At 56.5% G+C, this 22,739-nt stretch carries 24 protein-coding genes; 6 read left to right on the forward strand and 18 right to left on the reverse strand.

Annotated features, from left to right (window positions below; all coding sequences use genetic code 11):
* From ACLQ3M_RS00395 to hemW, 8 genes are all read right to left on the reverse strand, one after another.
* Positions 1–458, reverse strand: a 458-nt coding sequence (locus ACLQ3M_RS00395; protein ID WP_411675739.1) for a hypothetical protein, incomplete at its 3' end; no start/stop codon positions are given.
* A 56-nt stretch (positions 459–514) separates the two neighbouring features.
* On the reverse strand, positions 515–1,423 hold the full coding sequence (locus tag ACLQ3M_RS00400) for a P1 family peptidase (protein ID WP_411675740.1): 909 nt from the start codon (positions 1,421–1,423) through the stop codon (positions 515–517).
* A gap of 145 nt (positions 1,424–1,568) precedes the next feature.
* Entirely contained in the window at positions 1,569–2,558 is a 990-nt protein-coding gene (locus ACLQ3M_RS00405; protein WP_411675741.1) for a C39 family peptidase, read from the reverse strand.
* A 427-nt stretch (positions 2,559–2,985) separates the two neighbouring features.
* A complete protein-coding gene (dnaJ, locus tag ACLQ3M_RS00410; protein WP_411675742.1) occupies positions 2,986–4,146 on the reverse strand; it encodes a molecular chaperone DnaJ in 1,161 nt (386 codons plus the stop codon).
* 126 nt (positions 4,147–4,272) lie between these two features.
* The gene (dnaK, locus tag ACLQ3M_RS00415) at positions 4,273–6,135 is read right to left on the reverse strand and encodes a molecular chaperone DnaK (RefSeq protein ID WP_411675743.1); all 1,863 of its coding nucleotides are present in this window, start codon (positions 6,133–6,135) and stop codon (positions 4,273–4,275) included.
* Between the two features lie 61 nt (positions 6,136–6,196).
* Positions 6,197–6,787, reverse strand: coding sequence for a nucleotide exchange factor GrpE (gene grpE, locus ACLQ3M_RS00420; protein WP_411675744.1), 591 nt, complete (start codon positions 6,785–6,787; stop codon positions 6,197–6,199).
* 17 nt (positions 6,788–6,804) lie between these two features.
* On the reverse strand, positions 6,805–7,836 hold the full coding sequence (gene hrcA, locus ACLQ3M_RS00425) for a heat-inducible transcriptional repressor HrcA (RefSeq protein WP_411675745.1): 1,032 nt from the start codon (positions 7,834–7,836) through the stop codon (positions 6,805–6,807).
* A 754-nt stretch (positions 7,837–8,590) separates the two neighbouring features.
* Entirely contained in the window at positions 8,591–9,697 is a 1,107-nt protein-coding gene (hemW, locus tag ACLQ3M_RS00430) for a radical SAM family heme chaperone HemW (RefSeq protein WP_411675746.1), read from the reverse strand.
* Here hemW and ACLQ3M_RS00435 point away from each other — a divergent pair.
* Positions 9,696–9,887: a hypothetical protein gene (locus tag ACLQ3M_RS00435; RefSeq protein WP_411675747.1), complete on the forward strand. Its 192-nt coding sequence runs from the start codon at positions 9,696–9,698 to the stop codon at positions 9,885–9,887. The two genes, hemW and ACLQ3M_RS00435, sit on opposite strands and share 2 nt — an antisense overlap.
* Before the next feature lie 129 nt (positions 9,888–10,016).
* Here the strand turns inward: ACLQ3M_RS00435 and lepA are convergent, their stop codons facing one another.
* Positions 10,017–11,825 carry a translation elongation factor 4 gene (gene lepA, locus ACLQ3M_RS00440; RefSeq protein ID WP_411675766.1) on the reverse strand — a complete coding sequence of 603 codons (1,809 nt, stop codon included), beginning with the start codon at positions 11,823–11,825 and terminating at the stop codon, positions 10,017–10,019.
* Between the two features lie 322 nt (positions 11,826–12,147).
* On the opposite strand from lepA, the gene ACLQ3M_RS00445 reads away from it, so the two are divergent.
* The gene (locus ACLQ3M_RS00445) at positions 12,148–12,312 is read left to right on the forward strand and encodes a hypothetical protein (protein ID WP_411675748.1); all 165 of its coding nucleotides are present in this window, start codon (positions 12,148–12,150) and stop codon (positions 12,310–12,312) included.
* A 377-nt stretch (positions 12,313–12,689) separates the two neighbouring features.
* Here ACLQ3M_RS00445 and ACLQ3M_RS00450 read toward each other — a convergent pair whose 3' ends face one another.
* The 5 genes from ACLQ3M_RS00450 to gpr all read right to left on the reverse strand — a co-directional run bounded on the left by ACLQ3M_RS00450 (position 12,690) and on the right by gpr (position 16,860).
* Positions 12,690–13,064, reverse strand: a complete 375-nt coding sequence (locus ACLQ3M_RS00450) for a hypothetical protein (RefSeq protein WP_411675749.1) — start codon at positions 13,062–13,064, stop codon at positions 12,690–12,692.
* Positions 13,065–13,264: 200 nt separating this feature from the next.
* Positions 13,265–13,906 (reverse strand): hypothetical protein, encoded by a 642-nt coding sequence (locus tag ACLQ3M_RS00455; RefSeq protein ID WP_411675750.1) that lies wholly within the window; start codon positions 13,904–13,906, stop codon positions 13,265–13,267.
* Between the two features lie 37 nt (positions 13,907–13,943).
* A complete protein-coding gene (locus ACLQ3M_RS00460) occupies positions 13,944–14,153 on the reverse strand; it encodes a hypothetical protein (RefSeq protein ID WP_139104108.1) in 210 nt (69 codons plus the stop codon).
* 401 nt (positions 14,154–14,554) lie between these two features.
* Positions 14,555–15,625, reverse strand: coding sequence for a stage II sporulation protein P (gene spoIIP / locus ACLQ3M_RS00465; protein WP_411675751.1), 1,071 nt, complete (start codon positions 15,623–15,625; stop codon positions 14,555–14,557).
* A 422-nt stretch (positions 15,626–16,047) separates the two neighbouring features.
* Positions 16,048–16,860 (reverse strand): GPR endopeptidase, encoded by an 813-nt coding sequence (gene gpr, locus ACLQ3M_RS00470; RefSeq protein WP_411675752.1) that lies wholly within the window; start codon positions 16,858–16,860, stop codon positions 16,048–16,050.
* Positions 16,861–16,952: 92 nt separating this feature from the next.
* On the opposite strand from gpr, the gene rpsT reads away from it, so the two are divergent.
* On the forward strand, positions 16,953–17,216 hold the full coding sequence (gene rpsT / locus ACLQ3M_RS00475) for a 30S ribosomal protein S20 (RefSeq protein WP_411675753.1): 264 nt from the start codon (positions 16,953–16,955) through the stop codon (positions 17,214–17,216).
* Between the two features lie 153 nt (positions 17,217–17,369).
* On the forward strand, positions 17,370–17,522 hold the full coding sequence (locus ACLQ3M_RS00480; protein WP_156991025.1) for a hypothetical protein: 153 nt from the start codon (positions 17,370–17,372) through the stop codon (positions 17,520–17,522).
* Positions 17,523–17,778: 256 nt separating this feature from the next.
* Here the strand turns inward: ACLQ3M_RS00480 and spoVAE are convergent, their stop codons facing one another.
* Entirely contained in the window at positions 17,779–18,135 is a 357-nt protein-coding gene (spoVAE, locus tag ACLQ3M_RS00485) for a stage V sporulation protein AE (RefSeq protein ID WP_411675754.1), read from the reverse strand.
* Positions 18,136–18,197: 62 nt separating this feature from the next.
* Here spoVAE and ACLQ3M_RS00490 point away from each other — a divergent pair, with 62 nt between their 5' ends.
* Positions 18,198–18,989, forward strand: coding sequence for an HAD-IIB family hydrolase (locus ACLQ3M_RS00490; RefSeq protein WP_411675755.1), 792 nt, complete (start codon positions 18,198–18,200; stop codon positions 18,987–18,989).
* Positions 18,990–19,041: 52 nt separating this feature from the next.
* The gene (locus tag ACLQ3M_RS00495) at positions 19,042–19,200 is read left to right on the forward strand and encodes a hypothetical protein (protein WP_411675756.1); all 159 of its coding nucleotides are present in this window, start codon (positions 19,042–19,044) and stop codon (positions 19,198–19,200) included.
* A 104-nt stretch (positions 19,201–19,304) separates the two neighbouring features.
* On the opposite strand, the gene ACLQ3M_RS00500 is transcribed toward ACLQ3M_RS00495, so the two are convergent.
* The 3 genes from ACLQ3M_RS00500 to ACLQ3M_RS00510 all read right to left on the reverse strand — a co-directional run bounded on the left by ACLQ3M_RS00500 (position 19,305) and on the right by ACLQ3M_RS00510 (position 22,729).
* Complete coding sequence (locus tag ACLQ3M_RS00500) at positions 19,305–20,078, reverse strand: SDR family NAD(P)-dependent oxidoreductase (protein ID WP_411675757.1); 774 nt, start codon at positions 20,076–20,078, stop codon at positions 19,305–19,307.
* A 107-nt stretch (positions 20,079–20,185) separates the two neighbouring features.
* Positions 20,186–22,051 (reverse strand): asparagine synthase (glutamine-hydrolyzing), encoded by a 1,866-nt coding sequence (gene asnB, locus ACLQ3M_RS00505; RefSeq protein ID WP_411675758.1) that lies wholly within the window; start codon positions 22,049–22,051, stop codon positions 20,186–20,188.
* Between the two features lie 24 nt (positions 22,052–22,075).
* Positions 22,076–22,729, reverse strand: a complete 654-nt coding sequence (locus ACLQ3M_RS00510) for a CpXC domain-containing protein (protein WP_411675759.1) — start codon at positions 22,727–22,729, stop codon at positions 22,076–22,078.
* Positions 22,730–22,739: the final 10 nt, after the last annotated feature.

The following is a 22,739-nucleotide window of genomic DNA, read 5'->3' on the forward strand; positions in this document are numbered from 1 at the left end:
GAAACTGTTTTTCCGGACCCGTCTCTTGCGCCGACATTCTTTGGCGCGCGGTCTCCTGATAGAGTCACCGCCGTTTTCCCCTGGTATCGGCAGACGACGGTCACGCGTTCAACGCCGCGTTCCAGCGGATTGGAAGCCAGTTCTTCCTGAACGGCTCCGATGACCGTGCGGTAGTTCGCCAAATCCATTCCCTGCTGGAACGCAGGAAAGGAAGCCGCCGAAGCGGATTCCTGTTCCTGCGGAGCGTTGCCGAGGTCCAGCGTGAGCGTCAGCGCAGAACCCGACCGCGCGCACGAAACGACCTGCGCGTTCGCCGTCCCGATGCGGCGCGCCAGCCGGTCGGAAAGGCTCACGCCGACATTCTGCTCGAAACAAATTCCGAGAACCGCCCCCACGGCTAATGCTGCCAGCAGCATAGCCGGAATTCGAAACCGCCGCAGTTTCTCCGTGTTTTGCAAATGAATGCCCCCTCATTTTCAGTATTTTGTCGCCGATTCCCTGCCCGAACCTCCGGTCACTTGATCAAATCGCGGTAAGCGGGATAGCCGCCCAGCGATTCCGCGCTTTTTACCGCGCGCAGGATGGCGTTTTCAACCGCGCGGACCGCCAAAATGCCGGCCGCGTTGGGGTCGGCCTTTACCCGGCCGGTCGCCATCGTGAAGATTGTGTCTCCGTCGAAAGTCGTGTGCGCGGGCCGGACGGTTCTGGCAATGCCGTTCTGTGAAACGGACGCAAGCTTGTTTGCCTGGGCTTTCGTGAAGTCCGCGTTGGTGGCAACGACGCCGATCACGGTGTTCCCGCTGAAAATGTCGGTGTCTTCCCGATAATTTTCGAGCATCAGCGCTTCGCTGTCTCCGACCGTCCGGTCGTCGTTCAGTACGCCCGCAATGAGTCCGTTCTCCCGCTCGTCGAAAATGTCGCCCACACAGTTTACCGCCATGACGGCGCCGACCTTCAGGTCCCCCGCCTGAAGGCAGAACGAGCCGATTCCCCCTTTCATCGCGTGGCCGAGGCCCCGGACCTTCCCGATCGTCGCCCCCGTGCCGGCGCCGACGCTTCCGGCGGGAACCGGCCCCGCGGAAGCGTTTCGGCAAGCCTCGTATCCCATTTTTTTGTCCGGCCTTACCCCGGAATCCCCGCATTTTAAATCAAAAAGAATCGCGCCGCAGACGATGGGGATTTTCGCAACCTTCACATCCCGGCCGACTCCGCGTTCCTCCAGATATTGCATCACACCGGCGGCCGCGTCCAGCCCGAACGCGCTGCCGCCCGCAAGCAGAACGGAGTGAATCGCAGCCCTCAGGTTCACCGGATTCAGCGCGTCCGTTTCCCTTGTTCCGGGGGAACCGCCGCGCACATCGACCCCGGCGACGGCCCCTTCGATTTTCTCGGATATCCCGCCGGCGGTAATGATGATTTTCATGGTTCCCATCCGCTTTCCATTCCTTTTTCCTTATTTTAGCACGGTGTATCCGGAATGCAAACCCGCAAATGAAAAAGGCCGGAAGACGGATGCAACTCTCTTCCGGCGTAAAATTCTGTTTTGACTGAGCCCATTCGAGAAAAAATCAGCGCGGGGCCGAAAATGCCCACAAATTGCGAATCTGCGGTTTCAGCGTGTCATAACTCCAGGTTTCTTCGCTTCGCTTTTTGCTGTTCGGGTCGTGTACGGTAAATTTTCCGCTTTGAACCTCACAGATCACAATGAAATGTCCCTGTGTGGTGAAATCCCCCGGCCCCATGCAGCAGATGATCGGGTCCCCCCGCGACAATTCCTCCGTCATCCTGCTTTCGCTCAGCGGAATTTCCCGGGAGCTCAGCCCCAGCTTTTTCGCCCCGTCCGACATCAGGGTCCAGAGCGTACTGTTGCTTTTCCGGTCCAGATAGCCGTTTTTCGCGCTGTAATCGGCGACCGCTTTCGGATTTTGGGACGTGTCGCCCGTCAGGCCGACGGCAACCATGGAAAGGCAGGTCGGGCCGCAGCCGTCCAGCGCGATGATTCCGTCGCCGTAAGGCGCATACCCCCATTGTTCATCCCACTGGATGAGCAGAGGAACTTGTCCCTTTTCAGATTGCTTTGAAAGATCGATGTTCTTTGAATAGGTTCCTTTTTTTTTCGGGTAATCCAGCGTAAAATCCAGCAATTCCGAATTTCTCCCCAGGGATTCCAGCAGGCGCTGCGGGTACTGTCCCGGGTTTTGCACAATGGGCCGCGCCTTCGGGTCCGCTTTTGCCATAGCCTCCAAAGCTTCCGTTGTGTCCGCGGACACCGTACCGCTCTTCAGCCCGTCATCGGCGGGGAGCGCGCTGTCGCTAAGCTGTTCATAGATGCCGGACTCCGGAGCCGTCAGGCTCCGAACCCCCTGTATGATAAGCGGGAGCTTCCAGACGCACGCCGCCGCAAGCACAATCAGGATCAGCCGCCGCAACGGATGACGCCTTTTCCTTCGTCTTCTTTTTCTGCGGGGTTTTGCGTCATACCCGTTATCGAGTTCATATTCATATTCGTCGCCATACCCATAGTGATCGTTTGCGTCGTCATATTGATAGGTCCTCACGGTGTTAATCCTCCCCGGGGAACAACGAAAATTTCACGAAAGCTGTCCCCTTTTCTATACACACGGAGTTTTGCATTTCTTTCGGCGTCCGTTTCACGTCGCTTCTTTTTCAAAGATTCCTGCCCTGCTCGTATTAATTGTATTATTAATTATAGTACAGATTTTTGATTCCGTCAACCATGTCTGAACGGCCAAAAATCTTTTTACCCTTGCGGCGGCGCTTCTCACCCCCTGCCCCCTCCCGCACAGGGAACACGCTGAAAACCGAAAGCAATCTTATGCGGAAGGGGACTGACACGGGAGGGGGCCGCGCCCCCTCCCTGCCAAAGCCCTTCTTGAACTCTTCGGCGAGCCGGGACTTTTCGTAAAAAAAAGAGAGCCCCCGCAAAACGGGGCTCTCTCAGCTTTTCACGCAGGCAAGGCCTGCTTATTCGCCGAACATATCTTTGATTTTATCAAAGAAAGTTTTACGCTTTTGGTAATTCTTTTCATCCGCGCCGGAATCAAACTCCGTCAGAAGATCCTTCTGTTTCTGCGACAGGTTCTTCGGCACCTCGATCGTCATGCGCACATACTGGTCGCCGCGCCCGCGCCCGCCCAGCTTGGGAATTCCCTTGCCTTTCAGCTTAAACACGTCGCCCGGCTGAGTCCCGGCATGAACCTGATATTCGACTTTTCCGTCAATCGTCGGCACAACAACCTCCGCACCCAAAGCAGCCTGCGGAAAGGTGATCGGCATTTCACACCAGACGTCGTTTCCGCGGCGTTCAAAGATCGGGTGGGGCCGCACGCTGACATAAACGTGCAGGTCGCCGCTCGGCCCGCCGTTGACCCCCGCGTTGCCTCGGCCGCCCACATTGAGGACCTGCTCGTTGTCGATGCCCGCCGGGATGCTGATTTCAATCGTTTTTTCCCGCTTCACGCGTCCGGAGCCATTGCAGGTGCGGCACGGGTCGTCGATTACCTTGCCGGTCCCGCCGCAGCGGTCGCAGGTACGCGCCGTCTGCACCACGCCGAACGGCGTGCGCTGGCTGACGCGCACCTGGCCGCTGCCGCTGCACTGCGGGCAGGTCTTCGGTTCGGTGCCGTTTTTAGCGCCTGTTCCGTGACAGTCCGGGCAGGCGTCCACTTTCTGATAATTGACGGTTTTTTTGCAGCCTTTCGCGGCCTCTTCAAAGCTGATGCTCACCGTGGCTTCGCTGTCGCCGCCGCGGCGCGGAGTATTCGGGTTGGCCCTGCGCCCGCCGCCAAACCCGAAGCCGCCGAAATCAAAGCCGTCGAACACACTGTTGAAAATATCGTCTATATTGATCCCGCCGGTGAACGGGCTGCCGCCCGCCGCCCCGCCGCCGAAGCTGGGGTCCACCCCCGCCTGGCCGAACTGGTCGTAGCGGGCCTTTTTATCCTTGTCGGACAGCACCTCGTAAGCCTCGTTGACCTCCTTGAACTTTGCCTCGGCTTCCTTGTCGCCGGGGTTCAGGTCCGGGTGGTACTTTTTCGCGAGTTTGCGGTACGCCTGTTTGATTTCGGCATCCGTGGCGTTTTTGGGGACGCCCATCACCTCATAATAATCCCTTTTTTCAGCCAAACTGAATCACTCCCGAGAATACGCGTTGAGGGCAGCCGAATAGGGCTGCCCTGACCCGCAGTTTATGTCAACGCCGCGCGCCGCCGCTTTTCTCTGCCTTGCGGCGGCCTGCGATCGGATTTAAAATTATTTCTGATCCTTGTCATCGACATCCCTGTATTCCGCGTTGTAAACATTACCGCCGTCTCCGCCCTGCGGTGCGTCGTTGCCGCCGTCCTGCGTGGGCGGGACCGGGCCGCCGGCACTCTGCTGGGGCGCGGCATTCTTGTAGAGCTTCTCGCTTGCCGCGTACATGGCCTTTTGCAGCTCTTCGCTCTTTTCTTTGATGCCGTCGGCGTTGTTCGCGGAAATTTCGCTGCGCAGCGCCGCCACTTTTGCGTTCAGATCGTCTTGATCGGACTGCGGGATCTTGTCTCCGCCGTCCTTGATCAGCTTTTCAACGGAATAGCAAAGATTCTCGGCTTCGTTCTTCCGGTCGATCTCCTCGCGGCGCTTCTTATCCTCCGCCTCGAATTTTTCAGCGTCCTTCACGGCCTTGTCGATATCGTCCTTGCTCATGTTGGAGCTGGAGGTAATTGTGATCTTCTGCTCTTTCCCGGTTCCCATATCTTTTGCGGAAACGTTCACGATGCCGTTCGCGTCGATGTCGAACGTGACCTCAATCTGGGGAATTCCGCGCGGAGCCGGCGCGATGCCGTCCAGACGGAACAGACCGAGCTGCTTGTTGTCGCGGGCGAATTCGCGCTCGCCCTGCAGCACGTTGACTTCCACCTGGGTCTGACCGTCCGCCGCCGTGGAGAAGATCTGGCTCTTCTTGGTCGGGATGGTGGTGTTGCGCTCGATGATCTTCGTCATCACGCCGCCCATGGTTTCAACGCCGAGCGAAAGCGGGGTGACGTCGAGCAGCAGAAGACCTTCGACCTCGCCGCCCAGAACGCCGGCCTGCAGCGAAGCGCCGATCGCGACGCATTCATCCGGGTTGATGCCCTTGAACGGATCCTTGCCGGAGAGCTGTTTGACCTTATCCTGTACGGAGAGCATACGGGTGGAACCGCCGACCAGCAGAACCTTTGAAATCTCGTTCCAAGAAAGGGACGCGTCGGACAATGCCTGTTTCACCGGGCCGACGGTCTTTTCCACCAGGTCGGCGGTCAGCTCGTCGTATTTCGCGCGGGTCAGGGTCATGTCGAGGTGCTTCGGGCCGTTCGCGTCCGCCGTAATGAACGGCAGGTTGATGTTGGTGGAGGTCACGCCGGAAAGCTCGATTTTCGCCTTTTCCGCCGCGTCTTTCAGGCGCTGCATGGTTGCCTTGTCGCCGGAAAGATCGATTCCCGTCTCCTTTTTGAATTCGGAAACCATCCAGTCCATGACGCGCTTGTCGAAGTCGTCGCCGCCCAGGCGGTTGTTGCCCGCCGTGGCAAGGACCTCCTGCACGCCGTCGCCCATTTCGATGATGGAAACGTCGAACGTGCCTCCGCCGAGGTCATAGACCATGATTTTCTGTTCCTTATCCTTGTCGATGCCATAGGACAGCGCCGCGGCCGTCGGCTCGTTGATGATGCGCTTGACGTCGAGCCCCGCGATTTTGCCGGCGTCCTTGGTCGCCTGGCGCTGGGCGTCGGTGAAATAGGCCGGAACGGTGATAACCGCCGAACGGACCGTCTCGCCGAGGTACGCTTCCGCGTCAGCCTTCAGCTTTTGCAGAATCATGGCCGAAATCTCCTGCGGGGTGTAGCTCTTGTCATCTATCTTAACCTTAAAATCGCTGCCCATTTCCCTTTTAATCGAGCTGATGGTACGGTCCGGGTTCGTGATGGCCTGGCGCTTCGCCAGCTGGCCCACAATGCGCTCGCCCGTCTTTTTAAACGCAACCACGGACGGAGTTGTTCGTTCGCCCTCCGCGTTCGGGATTACTACGGGTTTGCCGCCTTCGATTACCGCGACGCAGGAATTGGTGGTGCCAAGGTCAATGCCTATGGTTTTTGACATATTGATTTACCTCCAATACGTTTGATCAATTTTTAATTTGTACTCTATATGAAGAAAAAGGTTAGTTGGCTACCTGCACCATCGCATGCCGGATCACCCGGTCGCCAATCTTATACCCCTTTTGGAACACCTTGACTACGGTATTGTCTCCGCTTTCCCCGTCTTCCACATGGGAAATTGCGTTGTGCAGCTCCGGGTCGAAAGGATCGCCCTGCGCTCCCATTTCTTCCACGCCGAGCTTTTCAAGAGCCGACTTCATCTGTCTCTGCACCAGCTCGACGCCCTTGCGCATGTCTTCCGCGGTGCAGTCGGGCTGCTCCAGCGCGCGCTCCAGGCTGTCGGCCACCGTCAGGATTTCCAGTACGGCCGCCGCCGTGGCCTCGTTGTAAAGAGAAGCTTTTTCCCGCGCCGTGCGCTTGCGGAAATTATCGTACTCCGCCGCGGTTCTCAGCAGAAGATCCTTCTGCTTTTCCAGCTCCCGGCTTGTTTCCTCCAGCTTTTTTTGCAGCTCCTCACCGGGTTTCGGCGTTTCACTTTCCATTTGCCCGGCCTGACCGGCCTGCTCCTGTGTCTGCGGGGACGGTTCCCCGGCGGTCTTTGGATCCTTCTCCTCGGCTTCGGCTGTCTGCCGTTGGCTCTCTTTTTTCTCCAAAACTGGCGCCCCTTTCTTTATTCCAAATCCATCAGTTCCGTCAGCATTCTGCCGACCGAACCGGAGAGATATTCAACACTTGAGATAATTCTGCCGTAATTCATCCGCATCGGCCCGATAATGGCAATGGCGCCCGCGTCCCGGCCGCCCACATTGTAACGGGAAACGATCACGCTCGAGTCGCTCAGTTCCGGGCGGCGGCTCTCCTGCCCGATGATGACCCTCACGTCGTCCTTCTGCTTTGAAAGAAGCCGGCACAGCTCCGCCGGGCGGGACAGGAAGTCCATAATACGCCGAAGTTCCTCCTGGCCGAATTCCGGGTAAAACAGCAGATTGATTTCGCCGTTCAGGCATACCTCCGACTGCATGGATTCCTGCGCCGCGTCCGCGACCGCCATTAAAGCGGAGCTGATCATCATCGCCATGTCGCCCATGGAAGCCGCCAGCGACTGGATATATGCCGGGGTCACGCTGGAAACCGGAACGCCGATCAGTTTTTCGTTCAGCATGCGGAAAAAGACCCGCAGAATCTCCGGCGTGATGTCGAAGTCGCAGTGGAACACACGGCTTTTCATCGTCCCGGCGGAGGTCATCAGAATCACCATCGCCGTGCGGCGGCTGGTCTGCACCATCTGCACCGCGCGGATGACGGCGGATTCGCCGCTCGGGGTCGTCGAAACCGCCGCGAATCTCGTCATGGAAGCAAGAATTTTCGCGACGCCGTCCAGCAGCTTTTCCGGGTCGTAGGCGCTCGGCAGAATCAGGCTGTCGATATACCGCTTCTCGTCGCCCGTAATTCCGGGCCGCTTCATCAACCGGTCGATATACACCCGGTAGCCCTTTTCGGTCGGAATGCGTCCCGCGGAGGTATGGGGCTGTTCCAGCAGGCCCATTTCGCTTAAATTGCTCATCTCATTGCGAACCGTCGCGGAAGAAACGTTGAAGTCAAGGGTTTCGCACAGCGATTTGGAACCGACGGGTTCGCCGGTTGCGATATACAGTTCAATCACAGCCGCCAGTATTTTCTGCTGCCTCTGTGTCAGTTCCATCCCTTTCCCTCCATTTCCTGATACTTTAGCACTCTGTGTGTTAGAGTGCTAACTCTACGTAATAGAGTACCATTAGTTTACCCCGTTGTCAATATGTTAATTGTAAACTAATTATGAAATCAAGCCGTTCCCCGGCGTGCGCGGTACTAATCAGTTTGCGTCCGCTTCCTTACAATATTCTTTTTCCATCTAAAAAGTTTATTCTATTTTGAAAAAACAAAGTTGCCTTTCTCCTTGTCAGACATCACCATCCGGCCCGCTCAGAAAGGCTCATCCTGTAAAAAATGGTTGAATTTTGAAGGAAACAGGCATATACTATTAAGGTAGGCACAAATAAAAAAGTGCAAAGCAGGGACAGGGCGCGCCAACACCCCGCCCCCTGCATACGGAGAACACACCTCCATACACAGCGGAAAAACCGCGCATTGCTGGAAGTATTATACTCCTTTCGCCCCCGCTTGTACAGTGGGAGCGGGGATTGGTTCCTGCTTTTCACGCGCGCCGGTGTATGGAATGGGACATTCCTCACCGGCGCTTTTTGTGCCCGCATGTGCAAAGGGGATGCCTGCCGACCGACGGTCCCAGGCTTAACTGCGTGCCGGCGGCGCCCATTCTCTTTCCAAATGGGTTTGAGTGCAAAGCAAGCGTGAAAAGAAGTAGCAACCCGATTGACCAAAGACAGCCCAACCGTTGCAGAGATGGGCCAGCCGAAAACAAGCCGCCCGGGAGTTACTCCCGGGCGGCTTGTTTTCGGTTAAACAGATAGAATTTCCACCGTCAGCGGATTGGAAAGCAGAAACCCCCTTGGTGTAAAATGAAATCCGCTCTCGCCGCAAACGGTCAGTCCTCCGGGCTGAAACCGCCGGGCGGCGTCCTTCATCCGGTGCGGAACCGAAAATCCGAAGCGCTCTCTGCACCGCTCGTCGGTCAGGCCCTCCGCCAGGCGCAGGGCCAGCATGGCAAATTCCTCAAAATCGCCGCCGTCCCCCTGCGGCTCCGCCGGTTCGCCTCGCAGAAACGCGCCGATGCTCCTCGGGACCGAGAACCTTTTTCCGTCCAGAAACGAATGCGCGGCGGGGCCGAATCCCAGATATTCCTCGCAGTGCCAGTATTTCAGATTATGGCGGCTTTTCATTCCGTTCTGCGCAAAATTTGAAATTTCATATTGGCGGTACCCGCTTTGTTCCAATATTTCACACGCGGAAAGGTAGAGCTCGGCCGTCGCATCTTCATCCGGAAGCTTCAAATTTTCTTTGTCTTTATAGTAAGCTGTTCCCGGCTCGATTTTCAATAGATACGCCGAAACGTGCCGAGCCCCAGCACGGGAACAAAATTCAATCGACCGGCGCATACTTTCCTGAGTCTGCCCCTGCACCGCGAGCATCAGGTCAAGCGAGAGGTTGTCAAAGCCGGCGGCCTGCGCTTCCGCGATACACCGGGCGGCCTGCTCCGCCGTGTGCCGGCGCCCCAGCAGCCTAAGCTCCCCGTCATCCGCCGACTGGAGCCCCAGCGACAGGCGGTTCACGCCCGCCGCACGGATTTCCCTGAAAAAACCGGAGAGCTCTTCTCCCGGATTCGCTTCCACGGTGATTTCCGCGTGCTCCAGCCCAAACCCTGCACGCGCGGCTTCCACCATTCGAATGATCCGCTTCGCGCCAAGCAGGCTCGGCGTACCTCCGCCGAAATACAGCGTATCCGCTGTTCGGCCGGTTCGCTCCGATTCGTATTTTATATTATCGATGATACAATCTGTATATTCGTCCATCCGTTCTTCGGTTCCGCGGATCGAATAAAAATCGCAGTAAGGACATTTCCCGTCGCAGAACGGAACGTGAACGTATAATCCGATCGGTTTTCGCATGTTTAACCTTTCTCAGAAAGCGGGCGGCGGGAGTGAAGGCGCGGCCACCACTCCCGCCAAACTCTGCTTCCGGTTCACTCCGCGCTATACGGCGGGGCGTCGGTGCAGCGGCACGCTGCCGGGGCGATGGTGCGGCGGTTCGCTGCCGGGAGTTTCTTCCCTCTCTCCCGCCAAACCAAGCGCCGGTTAACGCTCTGCTGTCCGGCGGGGCGATGGTGCAGCGGTACACTGCCGGGAGTTTCTTCCCTCTCTCCCGCCAAACCAAGCGTCCGGTTAACGCCCTGCTGTCCGGCGGGGCGATGGTGCAGCGGCACGCTGCCTATTCATCCAGCTTGAGGACGCTCATAAACGCTTCCTGCGGCACCTCGACCGTGCCGAGCTGACGCATGCGCTTTTTGCCTTCCTTCTGCTTTTCCAGCAGCTTCTTCTTGCGGGAGATGTCGCCGCCGTAGCACTTGGCAAGAACGTCTTTGCGCAGCGCCTTGACCGTTTCGCGCGCGATGATCCTGCCGCCGATGCACGCCTGAATCGGCACCTCGAACATTTGACGCGGGATTTTGTCCTTCAACTTTTCCGCCATTTTACGGGCACGGGTGTAAGCCTTGTCCTCATGAATAATAAAGGAAAGCGCGTCGACGGTTTCGCTGTTGAGCATGATGTCAAGCTTAACCAGCTTGCTCTTCTGGTATCCTTTAACCTCATAGTCGAACGACGCGTATCCGCGGGTTCGGCTTTTCAGCGCGTCGAAAAAGTCGTAGATGATTTCGTTCAGCGGCAGTTCATAGTGGATATCCACGCGGTCCGCGTCCACATATTTCATGTCAAAAAAGATGCCCCGGCGCTCCTGACACAAATCCATGATATTCCCGACGTATTCCTTCGGCGTGTAGATATGCGCGTTGGTAATCGGTTCCTGCGCCTCGGCAATCAGCGCGGGGTCCGGATAATTGGTCGGGTTGTCGATCGAGATCATTTCGCCGTCGGTTTTCACAAGATGATAGACGACGCTCGGCGCGGTGGTGATCAAATCCAGGTCATACTCGCGTTCGAGCCGCTCCTGAATAATTTCCATATGCAAAAGGCCCAGGAATCCGCAGCGGAACCCGAAGCCCAGCGCGGCGGAGGTTTCCGGCTCAAACGAAAGCGCCGCGTCGTTCAGCTGCAGCTTTTCCAGCGCGTCGCGCAGGTCCGGATACTTCGCGCCGTCGGCGGGATATACGCCGCAGAACACCATCGGCTGCACCGGATGATAGCCCGGCAGCGGTTCCTTTGCGGGCCGGTCGGCCAGCGTGACGGTATCGCCGACGCGCGCTTCGCGCACCGCTTTGATGGAGGCGGAAATGACCCCGACCTCCCCGGCCTTCAGGCAGTCGCTCGATTCGAATTTTGTCGCGCGCATATAGCCGCAGTCCACAACCGTGAATTCGCTGCCGACCGACATCATCCGAATCACGTCGCCCGGTTTCACCTGCCCGTCCTTGATGCGAACATGCACGACCACACCCTTGTACGGATCGTAGTAGGAATCGAAAATCAGCGCGCGCAGCGGGGCGTTCTCGTCGCCGCCCGGCGGCGGCACGTTTTTGACGACCTGTTCCATGACCGCCTGAATATTCGTGCCCATCTTGGCGGAGATGCACGGCGCTTCCTCGGCGGGAATGCCGATCACGTCCTCAATTTCTTTCCGGACTTCTTCCGGGCGCGCGGAGGGCAGGTCTATCTTGTTGATAACCGGGATAATTTCCAGCCCCGCGTCCACCGCAAGGTAGGTGTTCGCCAGCGTCTGCGCCTCGATGCCCTGCGAAGCGTCGACGACCAGCACGGCCCCCTCGCACGCGGCAAGCGAACGGGAAACTTCATAGTTGAAATCGACGTGGCCGGGCGTATCGATCAGATTAAAAACATAGTCCTGCCCATCCTCTGCGTTGTAAACAAGCGTGACGGCGTGAGCCTTAATCGTAATGCCGCGCTCACGTTCCAGATCCATATCGTCCAGAATCTGGTCCTCCATCTCGCGCAGCGCCACGGATTTTGTCTGCTCGAGGATGCGGTCCGCCAGGGTGCTTTTGCCGTGGTCGATATGGGCGATAATGCAGAAATTTCGAATTCTGTCGCGTGGAATTGCCAATCCAATCACCGTTCCTGACTGATATAGTGTACAGCTTCCGCCCCCTTAAAGGAACGGTTACCTGTATTGTGTAAAATTTATCTGTATTATACCATAGGAAACCGGAAAAGAAAACAACAGCGCCGGTGCGTTTTTCCACCGCGCGCTGTTTTCGCTGAAAGGGCCCAGGCCCCTGAAATTCCGTGTGTATCCGCTTTTCCGTATCGCTGGGAACCTCCCCGTTTGACCCTCGGGACAGAAAAGACTTCTTACGGCCCAGACGCCGAAAACAAAACCTTGCGGAGCCGCCGGGTCAACCCTTTCCTCTCTCTTCTGGGGATGGATGGGTTGGAACGGCGTCTGTCTGGTCGGCGGCGGAATGATGACCCTCGCGCTGATCGTTCACTTCGTAATCTACCGTGTCAAAAGCAGCCCCCGCGCTCCGGAAAAGCAAGCACAAGGATTCCGGGGAGGACGGCCCGGAGTTATTGCAAAACAGCCCGATTAAAAAATTGTGCCCAAAAAATGCGCCTTGATTAAAAAGCCGTCAGGCGCATTTTCGTACTTTAAGAGTGATTTCCTTGTGCAAATTGCGACTGCACTTTCATTTTGCAACGGCCACCCAAAGAAGAAGCGCGGAAACCGGAAAATAATTTCTCCGTTTTTCTGTTCGGGATAGTAAGCAGTCGGTTTATTACAGTATCTCAATGCCGGCAACGTCATGCGTATTGGGATAGACAACAAACGTATGATCTTTGGGTGAATTAAATTTTTTGATGCTGGATGACCGTGCGTCTGTTTCAACCCTTAGCTCAATCTTATCACTTCGATAGGGACCGTACAGAATATAAACGAAACCGGATGAATCGTACTTTTGAAACTCATTCAGGTTTTGCCCCCCTGACCTCCGGGACCGGAGCCGACTTCGATTCGATATCTCCCCGGATACAGGCTTTTCTTCGCCCAGACGAGAAAGCAGGTTCCTTTCCTTCGATATAGCGAAAACATCTCGTCATTCTGCTCATAGCGGTCCACAAGGCTCGCACCGCTCAGGTCATAACCGTCCGCATATCGATCTGCAAACAATGCGGCCTCCCTGTCGCTGTCACCGGGCGAGTAGGTGGGGAAAAACGAAAGAACAAACAGAATCAGCAGGAAGGCGGCACCTCCCAGAATCGCTTTTTTCTTCATCAGCAGCTGATGGATACGGAACTTGCAATTTGCCAGCTTGAATCCGCGCCGGAACCTGCCGTACTGCATCGGAATCACCTCTTTTTTTATTTTAATTTTCTAAGTTGTTATGGTACCCAGCTTTTTCCATATTGTCAAGATATATATATAGGTAGCTATCAAGACATAACAAGAATTGCATTGCCGATGGAACGCAAACGCATGGGAAAACTGCTTTACGCGTCTTAGTGATAAAAAAAGGGAAGACCTTCGTCTTCCCTGAACCGCTTTCAATATCGATTGATATGCCGGTAATATTTGTCGTTTAACAGTCTTTTTTTGCGGGAGCGCTTCGGTCTGCGGTAACGCTTGCGTCCCATTCCGCGCGGCGGGCGCCGGTTGCTGAACACAACAATCAGGACGACAAGAACGCCGAGCGCGATGCAGGCCCAGGACAGGATGCCGATCCAGGTCAGCCTGTGGGAGGATTCCGTGTTCGTCACGACCGAATTCAGCGGATCGTTTTCCGAAACGCTGCCCACGCTTGGCAACGAAATTTCACTGGAGACCGGCAGGCTGGAAATTCCGCCCAGCGCGTCCCCCGAATCCACGCCCGAAGCAAGTCCGGACGAGGCGTCGGAAGATGCGCCGGAGGAGAAAGACGCGGAAGACGACGCCCTCTTCCCGGTTTGTTTCACGGGTTTTGAAGAAGAAGCCGTCGAAGAGCCGGGCGCTTTTGACTCCGGCGCGCTGGAGGGTTTGGAGGACGGAGGAGCCGCGCTGGAAGACGGAACGGACGCCGCCTGCGAGGAATCCAGGTCCGGGAAATACGGCTCGCTCTGGCCCGACTGGGCAAACACGCTCAGCGAGCTCCAAAAGGTCAACATCGTCAATATGATAAAAATGGACAGTACTTTCTCCTGTCGGTTCATCAAAAGTCCTCCACTGATACATCACAGTAAATTTGCTTTATACGGAAACATTATAGCATATCTGACCGTTAATGCAAGTAAGGTTCAGATTTTTGCCGGTAATTTGATAAATCAGGGTTTTACTGTCGCCGAATCCGATTCTGCGGCACTGCGTGTCCACCTCCGCAAGGCCCAGCAGCAGCCCGATCACGCAGAGCGTGCCCAGCATGGAAGCCATGAAAATCCTGAGATTGCGGTTATGCCTCATTCCTGCTTTTTTCCTTTCGTCTTTTTTCATTCTTGTTCTTTTCGGCGAAGCCCAAGAAACCGGCTCAGTCTTTCCCGGAAGCCGCTTTTCTCTCTCCCTCCTGATAAAGACGCGCTTTTGCGCCCGCGGCATGCAGACGCCGGGAGATGCTTCCCTCTCTCCCGCCGAATCCGGCGGCCAATTCGCTCCGTGCGAAACGGCGGGGCGAGGATGCAGCGGTGCGTTTTCGGAAGATTCTTCCCTCTCTCCCACCACGCTCGGTGCCAGATCAGCTCTGTGCGAAACGGCGGGGCGTGGCTGCGGCGGTGCGTTTTCGGGAGATTCTTCCCTCTCTCCCGCCACGCTCGGTGCCCGATCAGCTCTGTGCGAAACGGCGGGGCGTGGATGCAGCGGTACGCTGCCTAGTTCAGTTGGGACAAAGTCGCGGCAAGCGCTTTGCCAAACAGTTCTCCGCCGTAAACCGCTTCGTCCAGTTTATTCGCGTCCGTGCCGATTTCAACCAGCAGGGAGCCGTGGGTCACGTTTTCGTTGTACCGCCGCGCACAGAAATTCAGCGGGCGCGCCAGATTCGGATACAGATCCGCCATGGATTTCTGGAGCCTGACGGCAAGCCTCATATTGTACTCCCAGTCCGGGAAGCCAAGGTCGCCGGTGTCGTCGCAGCCGGAGATCACCATCACCTGCGCGGCTTTTTTCCCGTTCACAATCGCCGTCGGCTTTAAACGCGTCCCATCGGAACGGGTCATCGCGTCGCGGTGAAGATCAATTGTCACCTGAATTCCGGGATATTTTTTCAGGTCATTCTGCATTGTCACGATTGACCTGCCATAGGAACCATTGTAGGCCGGATAATCGTGATAGGTCGTGTCGTGAATCACGCCGATTCCCGCGTCCTCCAACTGTTTCGCAATCGCGTCTCCCACGGCACAGACGCTCAGCGATTTATCCGTCGACCGCGTCACTCCGTCAAAGGCCTCGGTCGTATGCGTGTGGTAAATCAGCACCTGCGGCCCGGCGTTTTTCTTAATTTTAACGTCCGGCTGTTTTTTCAGTTCTTCGCCGATGTCGATCGAATGATGCCGATTCGAATTTTTAACATAGAAGTTTTCATATTTGCTGCCTCCGGTGTTAATGCACATCTCCTCCACGCCGCTTTCAACCGAATCCGTCCCGGACGGCGCGGCACTTTCCTTTCCCGAAGATGAGGAGCTTGGGAACGAGGACGAAGGGACGGACGACGACGGCGGGATTGATTCCTTTGAGGAGGGAGCGGCGGAAGACGGGACGGTGTCGTCCGTCTCGTCCGCGCTCCGGTAGCCGTCCGCCGAGCCGTAGGGCAGAATGAAACCCGCCGCCGCAACCGCCGTGTTTTGACCGAATCCGCTGGGAAGGCGCACGGTCACGCACGCGACCGCCAGGGCGGCCAGCAGCGCCGACGCCATTCCCATTAATTTTTCCTTACCCTTTTTCATATCCGTCCTCCGCATGTTATCAGTCATTTTTATGCGGCGAACATCGGATTCAGACCTCCGAGCCGGATGGACGCAAAGCGTTTGCGCCTGCGGCGGCCACGATTCGCAAGCATCCGAAAACTCCGTGCATCTCTTGCAAGGGGTACGTTCTGTTCCGGCTTGTTATAAAAACACCGCGCCCAGCCCGGCCTTTTTCCGGTTAAACCGGTCCCGGAGGAAATTTCGCTTGATCCGCCGCGAGGAACCTTTTGCCGTGACAGACAAAGGGTTCAGAAAACTTCTTCCCTCCGTCCTGCGGGCAAGACGCTGTTTCCTCCGGGTTTGCATGCGGACTTCGGGAGCTGCTCCTCTCCGTCCCGCCCGGCAACGCCGCGAACCCGCTCCGTTCCCCGCGGCGGGCCGAAGATGCAGCGGCACGCTGCCTAGGTCAGCTCTTCAAACTCCTCCACGCTCAGCGAGGGATTCACCGCGCGGTTGATCCCCATGGCGATCAGGCGCGCGCCCCGCTTGATGATTAAGTCAACTTCGCGCGGGGTCACCATCATGGACGCGCCGCGCGGGGCGATTTTGTCCTGCGGGCCCTCCCGGCCCAGCAGGTCCGCCGCGAGGGTGGCGGCGTCCACCACGGTCGGGATGCCCATACTGACGACCGGGACGCCAAGCGTCTTCCGGTCAATACGCGGGCGGGAATTTCCGACCCCGGAGCCGGGCGAGATTCCGGCGGAGCTGAGCTGCACCGTGCACCCCAGGCGCGATGGGCTGCGCGCGGCAAGAGCGTCCACCGCGATGACCGCCGCGGGCTTCACTTCCCCGACGACGGCCCGCAGCACCTCAAACGCCTCCATGCCGGTGCAGCCGAGCACTCCCGGGCTGATGACCGCGACCGGCCGCAGTCCTTCCAGCCCCGTGACGCGGGCCAGCTCGCCTTTAATATAGCGCGTTGCGAGCACCTCCTCCGCAACAAGCGGGCCGAGCGCGTCCGGCGTCACACTGCGGTTGCCGAGTCCCGCCGCAAGAATCATCCCCTCCTTCGGCAGAAGCGCCTCCAGCTCGGAGGCAACCATCTTCAGCAGCGAGTCGTTGGAATCGATGTGGTCGGAGATCGCCTGCACCTCCATTGTTACATAAGTGCCCCCGTTTTCGTCGATCCGGGTCATGACGCAGCCGTCCTTTTCCGTTCTTACCTGTTTTGCGGGTTCTGTGGATTCCAGAGCAAGGTCTGTGCGGAAGTTCATTCCAATCTTCCCTTCTTTCAAAAAATTACTTGCTTTTTCTTTGTATCAATGATAATATGAATTGTAAAACTATGCACAAAGGAGGTAGAACGATGCCAAATATCAAATCAGCCAAAAAGCGTGTAAGAGTCATCGCCACAAAAACTCTGATTAACAAGTCCGCGACCGCGGAACTGAAGACGGATATAAAGAAGGCCGTTCTCGCTGTGGAAAACGGCGACGCAACCAGTGCGGAAGCGGTGAAAGTCGCTGTGAAAAAGATCGACCAGGCCGTGGCTAAGGGAATTCTGCACAAGAACAACGCGGCAAGGAAAAAATCGGCGCTTGCCGGCAAACTGAACGCGGCGAAGGCGTAATCCTTCCCCTCGCGTAAAGCAAAAGCAGAGCGGCATGCCCTGCTTTTTTACTATCCGTTCGTTTCCCTTCCGGACAAGTTGACATTTTCCCGGTTTTTGATTATCATGAATACGGACGGATTTGAAGCCATCGTGCATACGGAGGTGCTCGTTTTGAAGAATACAGGAAAGCTGAATCTGCTGCTTACCATTTTGTCCTCGATCGCCGCAATGGTCGCCGTGGCGGTCGCCGTCGTTCTTTTTTTCGAAAAGAAAAAGAAAGACGAGGAAGAGCTTGAGCATTATCTTGACTGTTCCATCCAGTAAGAATCCGATGCGGCGCTGCGTTCATGCGGACAGGTTTTAGAGGCCTGTCCGTTTTGCATTTTACGGCCGCCTGCCGGCCTGCTGCATCCGCACCCGCCTTCTTCTTTTTCGTTGCGCATATCGTTTGGCAAGGCGGTACACATATTTTGCAATTTGCCAAAGAACGGTAAACAGAAAGCTTCCGCTGACGATCCGAAAAACCCGCCATGCAAGACTCGCGTAGCGGTACCCCGCTTTCGCGTACTGGAACGCGGGATTAGCTTTTATCCCCCGATTTTGAAAACAAAGCGGCCAGGTAGCCGAAGAACACCGCAGCCGCGATTCCGGCTGCCCCCGCCGTCACTCCGCCTGAGAACACGCCCAGCAGGCCGTGTTCCCTGACGGCTTCCAGCGTGCCTTTCGCCATCAAATACCCAAAGCCGGTCAGCGGAACGGTCGCCCCGCAGCCGGCGAAATCCACCAGCGGCTCGTAGACGCCCAGCGCGCCCAGAACAACGCCCACGGTCACGAACGTGACCAGAATCCTTGCCGGCGTCATTTTGGTAAAATCAATCAGAATCTGCCCAACGACGCAGATCGCGCCGCCGATGAGAAACGCCCAAACAAAATCCATTGAAAACACCTCGGGTTTAGTTTCGCCCGCGGCGCGGATTGTATACATATCAGGAGGAAAAAATGAACAAAAAAACCGTGTTTTTCGATATTGACGGCACTCTGCTCGGGAACAGAAACGGCCGGCGTTTTCAGGTTCCGGAAAGCGCCCTGCGCGCCCTGGACGCGCTTCGTAAAAACGGTCACCGCATCGCGATTTGCTCCGGCCGGCAGGAGGCGTTTATCCACAAATTTTTCCCCGGTCTGTTTCAAAGCTATGTCGCGCAAAACGGAGCGCATGTGGTCTTTGACGGCGAAACCGTAGTGGACCGTCTGCTGCCGACCGAGCGAATCCGCAGCCTGATCTCCCATTTCGACTCGTTCGGGTGCAGCTATGTTTTCGTCGGCAAGCACCACGGCTGGGCGCGCAATGTGCCGGACAGGTTTTTCAGCCAGATGGAAGAGATTTACGGCCTGCCCGATTTTCTGGTTGCGAGCTGGGAACCGGAGCAGGTGGAATCGGGTATGATGGACTTCATCTTTGAAACGGACGAGGACTTTGAACGGTGCGCCGGCGCGTTCACCGGCGGCATGATCGTCAACCGGCACCCGGGCGGGCTGACCAGCGACATGAGCTTTCTGGAATGGGACAAAGCGAAGGGGATCGAAGCATTTCTTTCCCACACCGGCATTCCGAAAGAGGATACGGTCGCGTTCGGGGACGGCTACAACGACATCACGATGATGGGCGCGGTCGGATGCGCCGTCGCGATGGGCAACGCCGTCGACGAGGTTAAGGAAAAGGCCGATTATGTAACCTCCCCGATTTTTGAGGACGGAATCGAGCGGGGTTTAAAACATCTGGAGCTGATTTAGCCTTTCCCCGGTCATTCATTACCAAAGCGAGTCCGGGGATTCCTCCCTCGCCATGCGCGTCTACACCACCGGCGTGCCGATGGACCGGGAAGGTCTTGCAGCGCTTTGTAAAAAGGTCTTTCCGGACGGATCGCGCGGCCTTTCCGCCGCACCGGCGGACAAAACGGGCTGTTGCGGCTCATCTGAAAACCTCGCAAAAAATGCGTCTTAATCAGGCTATAATAGCCGTTTTAAGGCGCATTTTCTTATTTTCGGCGCTGCTGATTTGCTAACGCAAATTCATGGTGCAGCAGCCCCTTTTGCTTTTTCGCATTGTTATGTGATGGAAAAGCCGCCGTCCACCACGATAAACTGGCCCGTTGTGTAGCTGCACGCATCGGAGGAAAAGAACAGCACCGGCCCGTTCAGCTCGCCCCTTGCTCCCGGCCGGGAAGCCGGGCAGAGGGAATTGTACATGTTCATGAACGCCTCGTGCTTAAACAGCGTGTTTTCGGTCATTTCGGACTCGAACAGCCCGGGACCGAGCGCGTTGACCGTGATTCCGTCCCTGGCGTAGCTTGCCGCCATTCCTTTGGTCAGGCCGAGCACGGCGGCTTTCGAGGTGTTGTAAACATGGCGGACCAGCGCGTCCGCCTTATCCGCAAGGATGGCGTTAACGGAGGCGATATTGACGATTCTGCCGTATTTGCGCTCCCTCATACCGGGAACCACATATTTGCACATCAGATAGATGCCCTTCACATTGACATCCATGGAGCGGTCCCACTGGTCTTCGGTCAGCGTTTCGACGGACCCGCCCTGCGCGATTCCCGCGTCGTTTAAAAGAATATCGATTTTCCCGAACGCGCCGAGCACCTGCTCCACGGCGGCCTTGACGCTGTCTTCTTTGGAAACGTCGCAAGGCACCGCAAGCGCCTTCCGGCCCATTGCCTCGATTTCTTTCACCACGGCGTCCAGCTTTTCCCTGCGCCGGGCCAGCAGCGCAACATCGGCGTCCTGCGCGGCGTAAGCTCTCGCCGCGTCGGCCCCCAGCCCGCTGGAAGCCCCCGTGACAACGGCAACCTTCCCGGTCAGATCGAATAAATTCATAAAAATCCCTCACTTTCTAAATATATAATAACGATTCTTGTTTTATTATATCCCGCCCCGATGAAAAAAACAAGACTCTCCGGAAGTTCCGAAGAGTCCAAAATCGATTATTTTACGACCGGCAGCTCGCCCGGCTCATGGGACGCGCCGTTAAAATAAATATCGTACCAGACTAGAAAGATAAAAACCGTCCAGATTTTGCGGCTGTTGTCGCACTTGCCCTGCATGTGGCTGTCAAGCAGGCCGGTCAGAAAGTCGGTATTGAAAAACTTCCCCGCCGTTTCGGAGGTAAATGCCTGCCGCACGATCCCGCTGTACTTTTCCTCCCGCAGCCAGACGCGGATCGGCACCGGGAAACCGAGCTTTTTCTTTTGGGCGGTCGCTTCCGGCAGATGGCGCAGCGCTGCTTTGCGCAGAGCGTATTTGGTGTTCTGCGGGTTGACCTTCAGCCTGCGCGGAATGCGGGAGGCGACGGCGAAGAGCTTGCGGTCCAAAAACGGCACGCGCAGCTCAAGGGAGTTCGCCATGCTCATGCGGTCGGCCTTTAACAGGATGTCCCCGACCATCCAGACGTTGATGTCCAGATACTGCATCTTCGTCACATCATCCTTGCCCTGCACCCGGTCGTACCACGGGCGGGTCAGCTTCTGCGGGCGGGTCGCGGGAATGCCGTCTTTCAGCAGACGGCGCTTTTCCGCCATGGTGAACAGGCTGTTGTTGCCGATAAAGGTTTCCTCGGTGGTTTTAGAGCCGCGAATCAGAAAATTCTTTCCCTTAAAAGAAAACGGCAGCTTTTGTACAAATGAGGCGAGCGCCTTCCTCAGCCCGAGCGGCAAACGGCGGTAAGCCGCCAGATCGTCCGGCTCGTGGTAGATGTTGTAGCCGCCGAACAGCTCGTCCGAGCCTTCGCCCGAAAGAACCACTTTGACGTATTCGCTCGCGATTTTCGACACAAAATAAAGCGCGATGCAGGAAGCGTCCGCCAAAGGCTGATCCATATGGTACATGACCTTGCGGATGTTCCCCCAGTATTCGTCCGGAGAAATCGTTTTAAAATGATGCTCGACTCCGATTTGGGAGGAAAGATCCTTCGCGTAGCCGATTTCGTTGTATTTTTCGTCCTCGCCGAAGCCGACCGTAAACGTTTTCTGGCCGGTGAAATACGTCGCGACATAGCTGGAATCCACGCCGCTGGAAAGAAAACACCCGACCTCCACGTCGCTGATGCGGTGCGCCGCGACGGAATCCTCGAAAACCTTGTCGATCTCGTCGACGGCCTGCTCCTCCGTCATGGTTTCGTCCGGTTCGAATTTCGGTTCCCAATAGCGCTTGATTTCCACTTCGCCGTTGCGGTACCAAAGGTAGTGGGCCGGCATCAGGCAAGAGACGTTTTCAAAAAACGTCTCCGGAGGAACCGGATACTCAAAGCTGATGTAATTGTTCAGGGCATTCAAATTCAGCTTTTTCTCAAATCCCGGAAATTCCAGAATGCTTTTGATTTCGGAGCCGTAGACGAAGCTGCCGCCGACCTGCGTGTAATGCATCGGCTTAATGCCGAAGAAGTCCCGCGCCAAAAACAGGCTTTTCTCGTTTTTGTTCCAGATGGCAAACGCAAACATGCCGCGCAGCTTGTTCAGCAGTTCCTCGCGCCATTCCTCAAACCCGTGCAGCAAAACCTCGCTGTCGGTTTTTGTGCAGAACCGGTGGCCTTTCGCAATCAGAATTTCGCGGAGCTGCTGATAGTTGTAAATTTCGCCGTTGAACATGAGCACCATCGATTTGTCTTCGTTGTAAATCGGCTGGCTGCCCTGGTCCAGGTCAATAATGCTCAGCCGACGGAACCCCATCGAAATATCGGCGTCGGAGTAGATTCCGCTGGAATCGGGCCCCCGGTGCGTAATCACATCCGTCATGTTTTTAATGACCGCGTCGCGGTCGATTACTTCGCCTGTAAATCCGCATAGTCCGCACATGTTTTTCCTTTACGCCCCAATCCGTCAGTCGTCGCTTTCGCGGTACTCGTCCAAAATTTTCTGCGCCGTAATTCCGTCAACCGGGAAAAAGCCATCGTCGCCGACAGAACCGGCGCCCTCTACAATTTCCAGCGATTTGCGGTATGCGTCCATTCTGGTGTTCCTTCGCACGGGCTCTGTTTCCCCTTCAAACAAAAAAGAAAAACCGATTTCGTTTTCCGTTTCGTCCGCGTAACAGAAATAACCGGCCGCTGTTTTTTTACCGTGTTTTTTATTCAGAACGCCCGCAAGAGCGAATTTCACCAGTTCCACCGCGCGGTCGTCCAGCCCCGCTTCAAAAATCAGGATCTTTTCCTTTAACGACTCCGGCGTGGTGACCAGCCGTTTAACAACGCCGGTCAACTGGGGAAATTCCGATTCCATCGAAACCGCCTCGCAGCCGTCTCCGGTCGGCGAAAGGTACACCATGAATTTCCGCTCCGGATCGTGGTACAGGAAGGGATATAAAAAACGGGCCGCGTAGCCGCATTCCGGGCATTTCCAGTCAAACATGGACTCGTCCAGCACGCGCGCCTTCAGTTCCGGGTTCCGGGCGGCATCGGCCCCCGGCCACAGTTCCGTTTTGACAGCCGCGCCGCACCGCGGGCAGCTGATCTCTTCGGTTATTTGCGTCGACATTCCCGCTATC

The organism is Caproicibacter sp. (assembly GCF_046707225.1).
GTDB lineage: Bacteria > Bacillota > Clostridia > Oscillospirales > Acutalibacteraceae > Caproicibacter.